Source organism: Pseudomonas sp. GM25 (genome assembly GCF_000282255.1).
GTDB classification, from domain to species: Bacteria; Pseudomonadota; Gammaproteobacteria; order Pseudomonadales; family Pseudomonadaceae; genus Aquipseudomonas; species Aquipseudomonas aphyarum.
Genome location: NZ_AKJQ01000011.1, coordinates 166,987 through 176,752, shown reverse-complemented (window position 1 = coordinate 176,752; position 9,766 = coordinate 166,987). Strand labels below are relative to the sequence as shown.

8 protein-coding genes are annotated in these 9,766 nt (G+C 57.2%); 7 read left to right on the top strand and 1 reads right to left on the bottom strand.

What is annotated here, in order from left to right:
* The 6 genes from PMI24_RS05055 to PMI24_RS05030 all read left to right on the top strand — a co-directional run.
* A partial coding sequence (locus PMI24_RS05055) for a DUF2345 domain-containing protein (RefSeq protein WP_007951604.1) occupies positions 1 to 1,068 on the top strand: 1,068 nt, incomplete at its 5' end.
* Positions 1,065 to 5,762: an RHS repeat-associated core domain-containing protein gene (locus PMI24_RS05050; RefSeq protein WP_007951603.1), complete on the top strand. Its 4,698-nt coding sequence runs from the start codon at positions 1,065 to 1,067 to the stop codon at positions 5,760 to 5,762. The genes PMI24_RS05055 and PMI24_RS05050, both read left to right, overlap by 4 nt.
* Before the next feature lie 8 nt (positions 5,763 to 5,770).
* Positions 5,771 to 6,388 carry a hypothetical protein gene (locus tag PMI24_RS05045; RefSeq protein ID WP_007951601.1) on the top strand — a complete coding sequence of 206 codons (618 nt, stop codon included), beginning with the start codon at positions 5,771 to 5,773 and terminating at the stop codon, positions 6,386 to 6,388.
* Between the two features lie 113 nt (positions 6,389 to 6,501).
* Positions 6,502 to 6,756, top strand: a complete 255-nt coding sequence (locus tag PMI24_RS05040; RefSeq protein ID WP_052026220.1) for an Imm32 family immunity protein — start codon at positions 6,502 to 6,504, stop codon at positions 6,754 to 6,756.
* A gap of 10 nt (positions 6,757 to 6,766) precedes the next feature.
* The gene (locus PMI24_RS05035; protein ID WP_007951600.1) at positions 6,767 to 7,093 is read left to right on the top strand and encodes a hypothetical protein; all 327 of its coding nucleotides are present in this window, start codon (positions 6,767 to 6,769) and stop codon (positions 7,091 to 7,093) included.
* Between the two features lie 67 nt (positions 7,094 to 7,160).
* Positions 7,161 to 7,424, top strand: a complete 264-nt coding sequence (locus PMI24_RS05030) for a PAAR domain-containing protein (protein ID WP_007951599.1) — start codon at positions 7,161 to 7,163, stop codon at positions 7,422 to 7,424.
* 139 nt (positions 7,425 to 7,563) lie between these two features.
* Here PMI24_RS05030 and PMI24_RS05025 read toward each other — a convergent pair whose 3' ends face one another.
* Positions 7,564 to 8,712 (bottom strand): aldose epimerase family protein, encoded by a 1,149-nt coding sequence (locus PMI24_RS05025; RefSeq protein ID WP_007951598.1) that lies wholly within the window; start codon positions 8,710 to 8,712, stop codon positions 7,564 to 7,566.
* A 246-nt stretch (positions 8,713 to 8,958) separates the two neighbouring features.
* Here PMI24_RS05025 and PMI24_RS05020 point away from each other — a divergent pair, with 246 nt between their 5' ends.
* Entirely contained in the window at positions 8,959 to 9,708 is a 750-nt protein-coding gene (locus PMI24_RS05020) for a hypothetical protein (protein ID WP_007951597.1), read from the top strand.
* Positions 9,709 to 9,766: the final 58 nt, after the last annotated feature.

The following is a 9,766-nucleotide window of genomic DNA, read 5'->3' as shown; positions in this document are numbered from 1 at the left end:
GCGAACCTCACCGCCAACGAATTCCCCGAGTTCACCGAGCCGCATCTGGTACTGGCGAGCCCGGCCGGTATCGCCCTGACCACGCCGCGCTCCAGCCATATCGCCACTGGCGAACACCTGGCGCTGAGCAGCACGGGGCACACCAGTTTCTCCATCGGCAAACGTCTGCTGGCCAGCGCCAGTCGCGGCATGCGCCTGTTCGTGCAGAGCATGGGCTGGCGGCTGGTGGCGGCGTCCGGCGACATCGACGTCAAGGCGCTCAAGGACAGCATCAACCTGCTGGCCAAACTCAACATCACCGCCAACGCTGACCGCATCACCATCACCGCCAAGACCGAACTGGTGATCCAGGGCGGCGGCAGCGCGACGACCTACAACGCCGGCGGCATCACCCACGCCACCAGCGGCCCGTACACCGCCCACGCAGCGAACTTCGCCTACACCGGGGCGAAATCCCTGGCCGGTGTGTTCCCGGAACCGCCGAAACCGGGCAAGGGCAATCTGGAGCTGTTCAACCAGTACGCCGGGCGACAGGGCATCAAGGACGGCGATTACGAAGTCATCGACGCCTTGGGCAAAAGCATCAAGGGCAAGCTCGACGCCAAGGGTTTCGCCAGCGTTGCCGGCGCCGCACCGGGGCCAGCGCGGGTGCTGTTCGGCAAGGATCCGGCGGACACCTGGAGCGATGGCAGCTACATCGGCAAGCCGGAATGGCCGTTGAGTCCGCCGGGCGCGGAAGACATCCCGAGCCAGGTGCAGGCGATGGTCGCGCAGGCGTTGCCGAGCAAAAACTGGGACATGTTGGAGAAGGGCAAGGAATTGGCACAGACAGGGATGGGTGCAATGCAGACCGCGCAAGGTGCGATGCAAACGGCGCAGCAGGTGAAAGGCGTGATGCAGGGCGGAGCGGCCGGACTGCCGAAACTGGCGAGTGCGGCGTTGCCGAGTGCGTCGGGGATTCTCGGGGCGGCAAGCAAGGCGGGCAAGTTGCCGAGTCTGCCGGCGCCGACGCTTCCAAAAACTTCCTTGAAAACCCCGGGCCTGCCGGCGGGTGAGATGCTGTCATGACCACTGAAAGTGCTGCTGTAAAACGTGAACCTCAGGTTGCCATTGTTCCCCTGAATGCCATCGATATTCAGGACGTTGCGAGTAGCGCGGCGACTTTCGACGCTTGGCTTCAATCCACCAGCGGCGGGGTGGTCACCCTCGACCGGATCAAAAACGTTGCCGGTGCTTTACCCGTGGTGGGCAACATCATGGCGCTGGTCGATGCGTTGGGTGACATCGTCACGCTGTCGAACGCGCAGAAACGTGATCTGCTCGCCTGGGCCAGTCTCGGTATCAATCTGATCGGTGTTTTGCCGCTGCCACCGGCGATGGCGGCAGCCCGGATGACCCTGCGTCCGACGCTGTTTCTGGTGCGTCAGGAGATGAGGGCCAGCAGCAAGTTATTGCTCAGCACCTCCGTGATCGAGGTGCTGGTAGGTCACCTGAACGCCTCGATTATCGGCACGCTGGATGATTTCGTTGAACAGGCCAAAGGCAAGCTGCCGGGCATTCTGGCGGACGCTGGCAAGCTGGGCGAAGACGTTATCAACGAGATTGCCAAAGGCCTCGAGACGGTGGCCAATGGCAAGCTTGATGCCAAGGGCGACCTGAACGCGGCTGGTGCACAAGCGAGTGCGGCGGTCGATCAATTCAAGAATGATCCCCTTGCATCGTTCGGCAACATCTTCGGCGCCGCGTGCAGCGCTTATAAGGCCGCAGGCAAAGGCTTGGCCAACAGTGCAGCCGATCACCTGCTGCCCGATGACGTGAAGAAGCGGGTTGCTACGGAAACCGCAAAACTGCGGGCGATGGGCCCGGAACTACGCACCCAATTAAGCAAGCTGGACGACGAGTCCGTTCAGAACTCCATTGGTTGGTTGCTACTGATCCTTTCCAGCGCCGTGACGTTGTGGCGCAAGCGCAATGCCCATGGCCAGAACGCCGCCGTCCACCCGGAGAAGACCGGACAGGCGAAGCGTACGGCATCTGAGGGGCAGTTGGCCGCCCACGGCCAACAGGCACCGGCGAAAGGCGCGCCCAATCCAAAGAAAGGCCCCTGTGAATGTGCCACGGACTTCAGCATCAATTTCGCCTTGGGTTCGGAAAGCCTCAGCCATACCGATTTCAGCCTGCCCGGCCCCTTCCCGATCGAATGGACACGCACTTACAACTCTCGTCTCGACGCCTACGATCAGAGCGAACTCGGCGCCCGCTGGATCAGCGAATTCACCACGCGTTTCGACTGCGTGGATGAAGGCCTGACGTTCTACGACGCCGACGGCCGTGACCACAGCTATCCGCTGCCCAAAGTCGGTTTGTTCCACTACGACCCCATCGAAAACATCACCCTGGTTCGTGCCAGCGAAGATCAGCTGTTGCTGTGCCGTGGTTTCGAACGCAAGGAAACCTACGTCCGCCGTGGCCAGCGTTTTGTGCTGAGCAACATCTCGCTGCGCAACGGCGCCGGAATCATGCTGCATTACGAGCATCGCCACGGCGAACAATCGGTGCTCTCGGACCTGATCACCTATCAGGAAAACGACTTCACCAAGGTTCACTTGCACCTCGGCACGCTGATTGACGATCACGGCCGACTGACGGGTCTCTGGCAAATCGTTGACGGCGAACCGCAGCGACAGCTCTGCGCCTACCAGTACGACGCCTATGGCGACCTGATTCAAGCACAGGACGAGAACGGTGCAGTCTGGTCGTATAAGTTCGAGCATCACCTGATCACCCGCTATACCGACCGCACCGGACGCGGCATGAACCTGCAGTGGGACGGTCCGGGCTCCAAGGCCAAAGCCATCCGCGAATGGGCCGATGACGGCAGCTTCGATACGCGCCTGGAGTGGGACGAAAACATCCGTCTGACCTACGTCACCGATGCGCTCGGCAACGAGACCTGGCACTACTACGACATCCTTGGCTACACCTACCGCATCCGTTACGCGGATGAGCGTTCGGAATGGTTCTTCCGCGACGAGGCCAAGAACATCGTGCGCCGCGTCAATGCCGACGGCAGCACCGATCGCTACAGCTACGATGAACGCAGCAACTTGCTCGAACACATCCGCGCCGATCACACGGTGATGCATTACGCCTACGACGATCAAGACATGCTGATCAAAATCAGCGATGCTGAGGGTGGTCAGTGGCAACGCGCCTATGACGACCAAGGCAACCTGGTCGAAGCGCTCGATCCGCTGGGCAACAAAACCGAATACGCTTACAACAAATCCGGTCAGCCCACCGCGATCAAGGATGCCAACGGCAACGAAAAAGCCCTCGACTACAACGACGCCGGGCAACTGGTCGAGTACGTCGATTGCTCGGGCAAGACCAGCGCCTGGGAATACAACGAACTGGGGCAGATGATCTGCTTCACCGACGCCGCCGGTAACGCCACCGAATACGAATACAAGGCTGGCCAACTGGTGCTGATCAAGCACCCGGACAAGACTGAAGAACGCTTTGAACGCGACGCCGAAGGCAGGCTGTTGACGCATGTCGACGGTCTCGATCGCTGCACCACCTGGAGCTATAGCGCGGTAGGTTTGATCGCCGAACGTGTCGATGCCGCCGAGCAAACCCTGCGTTATCGCTGGGACCGCCTCGGACGGTTAACCGCCCTGGAAAACGAAAACGAACAACGCGCGCACTTCCACTACGACCCGGTCGGACGCCTGTTGGAAGAACGCGGCTTCGACGGCCGCACCACGCGCTATCAATACGATGCTCAGACGGGTCGCCTTGCCCAATCGATCAATGGCAAACGCGTCATCTCGGTGAGCTTCGACCCGATGGGCCGCTTGACCGAGCGTCGCGCCACTCTGGGTGACCAATCGCAAAGCGAAACCTTTGCCTATGACGGCAACGGCAACATGGTGCTGGCCGACAACGCCGACAGCCGCCTGCAATGGTTCCACGACCCGGCCGGCAATCTGCTGCGCGAGCACCAACATTATCTCGGACTGGAAAAACCCACCGTCGCAATCTGGCAGCACGAGTACGACGTGCTCAATCAACGTGTTGCCACCGTACGCCCCGACGGCCACCGCGTCAGTTGGCTCACTTACGGCAGCGGCCACCTGCTGGGCATGCGCCTGGACGAGCATGAGCTGATCGGCTACGAACGCGACGACCTGCACCGCGAAGTTGCTCGCCATCAAGGCAATCACCTGCTGCAAACCCAAAGCTGGGACCCGGCCGGTCGCTTGCAGGAGCAACTGCTGGGGCGCAGCGATGACAAAAGCACTCTGCTCAAGCGCGAATACAAATACGACGCTGCCGGCCAACTGACTGACATCAACGACAGTCGCCGCGGCCCGCTCGCCTATCGTTACGATCCCGTCGGCCGACTGCTCAGTGCCGTGACGCGTCAAGGCATTGAAACTTTCGCCTTCGACCCGGCCGGTAACCTGCTGGATGACAAGACTGCCGAAATCCGTCGTCCACTGGATCTGACGCCACCGCGCAGCAAACTGGTCGACAACCTGCTGCGCGAATACGCCGGCACCCACTACGACTACGACGAACGCGGTAATCAGATCCAGCGCTGGCACAACGGCCAACGCAGTGATCTGCGTTGGGACCTGTTTGATCGACTGGTGCATTTCGAAAATCCGCGCCTGAGCGTGGATTTCGCTTACGACGCACTGGGGCGCCGCCTGCACAAAAACTCCCGAGCGCACTACAAACAGCGCCCGGAAGCCGGTTCCCTTTGGAACAGAAGCGAGCACGCCCGCAAACAGCGTGAACTGGGCTGCGGTTTTACGCTTTACGGATGGGACGGCGACAACCTCGCGTGGGAAAGCAGTCTGGCGCAGGGCGATGGTGAGCCAGGTCGAACGGTGCATTACGTCTTTGAACCGGGCACTTTCATACCCGTCGCTCAAGCTGTACGCCACGCGCCGATCAACCTCATGGGGCAGCCGGATTACAGTGGTGAATACAGCCTCGATGAAGACCCGGTGTGGAATCACAAGGCCACAGCATTTCCGTTTGATGCGTTGGCCTGGTATCAGTGCGATCACCTGGGAACACCGCAGGAACTGACGGACTCCCAAGGCAACATGGCCTGGACCGCGCAGTACAAGGCGTGGGGGCAGGTGACGGAGCAGCGTTCGGACTGGGCGCGGCAGCATGGCGTGACGAACCCGATCAGGTTCCAGGGGCAGTATCACGATCATGAGACGGGGCTGCATTACAACAGGCATCGGTACTATGATCCGGCGGTTGGTCGATTTGTAAGCCAAGACCCGATTAGCTATGCGGGTGGGTTGAATCTTTATTTTTACGGGGATAACCCCGTCGGGCTCGTCGACCCATTAGGTCTGGCAGGCCATAAAGTAGGAGCGAATACGGCAGGACAAGACGTGTTGGCTCGCGGTGTTCACGTTAACGTTAACGGGTCTGGCTTGCCTCCCGCCGGTGGTCACATTGCTCTTAAACCGAACGCTGAAGGAACGCATGTTGTACTCGAACCGGCCGACAAGGCAACGCGAGCGATGCCCAACTCGCAATGGGGTAAGGCATGTGAGTGTGTTCTAAAATACCTCGACAAACCGAGCAACGTGGATCGACTTACCAAAGCTGCACAGGCCGGAGTCGACGCAAATCCGAATTCTGCACGTGTGCCAGAACTGAAACAGGTCGGTACCATTCTGAGTGGGCACCATGCCGCAGGAACGAACCCGGTAGCGCGTAAATAAGGGAATATATGATTTCTACTGATTTTTATAAGCTGATTGCGCTGTTTTTAGAAGGGGCAGGTAATCTTCAACCAAATATTTTTGGATTGAATGATTTCTCTGAGTCGGAATTTATAAATGCTGATTATGAGTTGGTTGGGGATCTGGATGATTTTCATTTTTTCGAGAAGGAATACAGCGTTTCTTATTTGCGTCGAAAAATATCGATTGTATTTAAGCAATACTTTTTTGTAAGTGAGGCATTAGGGGGCGGCCTTGGTGTTGCATGTGGGGTGAGGCTGACTTCTCTTTTGAAAAAGCAGCCCTTTGCTGCAGCGTTGAGGCATATAGGGGATAATCGGATTTCGTTCTATTTTTCCGAAGATGAAAGTGAAGGGGCACTGATTTTTGATGAAAAGATTGTAATAAGATTTGGTCGGCGATCCAAAAGAAGCTCATACATGATTTCCACTGTTGAGTGCGATTTTGATAATGAGCGTTTTGGTGAAATAGCAAGGAAAGCAGTGCATGAAACGTACGAGTGCCTTACTCCCGATTCGATGATAAGCGAAGCCAGTTCAAAAGGCTGCTCAAATGCTTTCAAACGGCTGGTTCGACAGATTTGTTTGGAAAGTACTATGCAATGAATAGTGCCATCCGCTCACAACTAAAAGAGTGATAGCATGACTTTTGCTTTTTATAAATTTGTCACCTTTAAAGTTTGTAATCTTTAAAGCTTTCGGGATAAAGGTCTCAATCTATGAAAAGGCTGACTGAGTTCACTGTGCACGGGACCGCTGTCGGTAGTGATGCGAGTATTCAGCTGGATGAGGTTTCGATTCTTGCTGATCCACAAACGATTAGAGAGCTTGGTGTTTTTCTTATTAATGCATCGTATGAGATGTCAACGAATGGTCTTGAGCATATGCACCTTCAAGATATAGTTGAAGACTTTGACTATGACGCGAATGTGGACTTCATTGTGTTGAATAACAGCTTGGTGAAGCCTGTGTAAGTATCGGATCATGAGTCATGAATACAAGCTGGTGTTCGGCGACACAATCTCTGCCAGCAAAGTAATGAAGAAAATAAAGGGCAGCGATGCATGTATTCGCGCACAACAACCTGGCGACCTCTACCTGAAAGATCAGTCGCTCAACAGTAGCGCCGATTATGACGCTCGATTGATCTATGAAAGTGGGAGCGTTTTGTGGCTTCAGGTCAATTTCAAGTCATTGAACCTATACCAAACCTTGCTCTCGGCGTTGGGCGACAGCGACTATAGATGTCTTGAGGATGGTGATGATGAGGTGCCGCTTAAGGATGCATTTCGCATCAAGGGCAATGTTTGAAGAACGCTTGAATGTCTGCATCGTGCATTAGTGCGAATAAACAGGCCTTGGTCAAAGGAATGACAACATGAAAGACGCAATCCGCCTCGGCGACTCCACCACCCACGGTGGCAAAGTCCTCGAAGCCTTCTCCCGGACCGACCTCAACGGCAAACCGATTGCCGGAGTCGGTCACAAGGTCAGTTGCCCATTGTGCAAAGGGGTTTTCCCGATTGCCGAGGGCAGTAGCACCTACACCGTCGATGGCGTGCCCATCGCGCTCGACGGCATGAAAACGGCCTGCGGTGCGGCGCTGATTGCCAGTGGCCCGAAAGGCGCCGTAATCAGCTGAGTCGCTAAATGTCGGTTACTCCTGTCTGCCTTGGTTGATATCTAGAGTTCAAAAAACAAAAAGATCACAGCCTGCGACAGCCCTACATCAGGATTGATTTTCCTCTGTAGGCGCTGCCGCAGCTTGCGATCTTTTGCTTTTACTTCGCGGAGAACTTCAACACCACGCTCTGGGTGTAGGTCTGGCCGGGATCGAGGCGGGTGCTCGGAAAGTTCGGCTGGTTCGGCGAGTCCGGGTAGTGCTGGGTTTCCAGAGTGAACGCGCCCCAGTGCGGATAGACCTTGCCACCCTTGCCCTTGACCGTGCCGTCGAGGAAGTTGCTGGTGTAGAACTGCACGCCCGGTTCGTTGGTGAACAGTTGCAAATGGCGACCGGATTGCGGGTCGCTGACTTCGGCGGCGAGTTTGCTGACGTCACCCTTGGTGTCCAGCGCCCAGTTGAAATCAAAGCCACCGTGTTTCTCTTCGGCGAATTTCAATTGCGGGTGATCGGCCTTGATGTGCTGGCCGATGGCGGTCGGTTTGGTGAAATCCATCGGCGTGCCGGCCACGGGGGCCAGTTCTCCGGTCGGGATCAGTTTGGCGGTGACCGGGGTGTAATGGCTGGCGTGCAGGGTGGCGACTTGCTTGAGGATGTCGCCATTGCCGGCGCCGGCAAGGTTGAAGTAGCTGTGGTTGGTCAGGTTGAGCACTGTCGGTTTGTCGGTGCTGGCCTTGTAGTCGATGCGCAGCTCGTTGCTGTCGGTGAGGCTGTAGGTCACTTCAGTGGTGAGGTTGCCGGGGAAACCCATTTCGCCATCCGCCGACAGGTAGGTCAGGGTCACGCCGACCGAATCCTGGTCTTTGGTTTCCTTCGCTTTCCAGACCTTTTTGTCGAAGCCCTGAGTGCCGCCGTGCAAGGCGTTGGTCTTGTCGTTCTGCGGCACTTGATAGCGTTTGCCGTCGAGTTCGAAGGCACCGTCGGCCAGGCGATTGCCGAAGCGGCCGATGGTCGCGCCGAAGTACGCAGTGCCTTTCTGGTAACCCTGCACATCGTCGAAGCCGAGGACGATGTCGTCGAGCTTGCCGTGTTTGTCCGGCACTTGCAGCGCCTGCAAGGTCGCGCCATAGGTGATGACCGTGGCCTGCATGCCGTGGCTGTTGCGCAGGATGTATTGCTCGACGGGCGTGCCGTCATTGGTCTTGCCGAAGGCTTTGTGTTCGCTGGACAGGCCGGCGGCCTGGGCGGAGAGGGTGGCGATCATCAGGGACAGTCCGAGGCCGCAGAGTGAGTGTCGGGATTGAAGCATGGTTGACCTTCCTTTTTGTTGTTGTTTTGAAAATCTCTCAATAGTCATGCTAATTGATGGTTGCGTGAAGATTTATAGCGGATGAAACGATTAATGCAAAAATAAAGTCGGACTTAATGGCTTGAGCAGTTAGCGCCGAAGGTCGGGAATCCACGCCGGCACTGCACTTTTGCGAAATCCCCGGCTCTATCCATGGCCAGGGTGCGGTGACTTCCGCCGCACAGGAACGTGTCCGTCAAAGAATTCATGCCGAGAGTTTTGCACCCCATCGCTGCATTCATTCATCGCCCGTGCCTGCTGCTGGCCTTTTTGTCGACGCTGCTGCTCGGCGGTTGCAGCCATCAGGACGGCAACAATTTCATCACCCAGATGCGCGAGGGCAGGCCTCAGGAATTTCTCCAGACCAGCGTCGATCGTATGGCCACGCTGGCGATGCGCGACAACCTCGACAGCCTCTATCGGCTGATGGGCAAGCTGTATCTGCGCAACCCTGAAGAGCTGCGCAAATCCGGCTTCCTCGACGTCAAGACCGCGGTCAAACAAGTGCGCCTGGCCATCGAACAGCAACAACCGTTGCCGACCCTCGGCGGCAAAAAAGACCTCGCAGCGCTGAGCTATGCCATGAGCCCGGAATTTCTCGGTGACCGCGTCGGCGCGTTCATCTATGCGATCGGCAGCATGCTGGTCACCGCCCACGGCAATCGCACCGAGTTCTACATGACCGATGCGATCAACCCGACCTTCGTCAACAACGCCGCACGCAACATTGAGAAAGCCACGTGGATCCTCGCCCAACGGCAGAACAAGGAAGGCCAGCCGTTGCTGTTTTCCAACGAGATATCCGAGGAGGGCAGCAACCTGAGCTTTGCCACGGAGTTCGGTAAAGTCGTGGCGCGTCTGGATCTGCTGACCCAGATGCTCGACGAGCGCTACCGGCGCATCGGTCTGAATTACGCCCAGAGCCTGCTGTTTTTGAATTTTTTGCCCGTGCAGTGAGCCAGGTCGGTTAGAGTGGCGGACGATCGTGTTTGTATACAATCTGTCGTCCGATTTG

Coding starts and splice junctions, on each gene's coding strand:
- PMI24_RS05050 (WP_007951603.1), top strand. CDS start 1,065: ATGACCACTGAAAGTGCTGCTGTAAAACGTGAACCTCAGGTTGCCATT.
- PMI24_RS05045 (WP_007951601.1), top strand. CDS start 5,771: ATGATTTCTACTGATTTTTATAAGCTGATTGCGCTGTTTTTAGAAGGG.
- PMI24_RS05040 (WP_052026220.1), top strand. CDS start 6,502: ATGAAAAGGCTGACTGAGTTCACTGTGCACGGGACCGCTGTCGGTAGT.
- PMI24_RS05035 (WP_007951600.1), top strand. CDS start 6,767: ATGAGTCATGAATACAAGCTGGTGTTCGGCGACACAATCTCTGCCAGC.
- PMI24_RS05030 (WP_007951599.1), top strand. CDS start 7,161: ATGAAAGACGCAATCCGCCTCGGCGACTCCACCACCCACGGTGGCAAA.
- PMI24_RS05025 (WP_007951598.1), bottom strand. CDS start 8,712: ATGCTTCAATCCCGACACTCACTCTGCGGCCTCGGACTGTCCCTGATG.
- PMI24_RS05020 (WP_007951597.1), top strand. CDS start 8,959: ATGCCGAGAGTTTTGCACCCCATCGCTGCATTCATTCATCGCCCGTGC.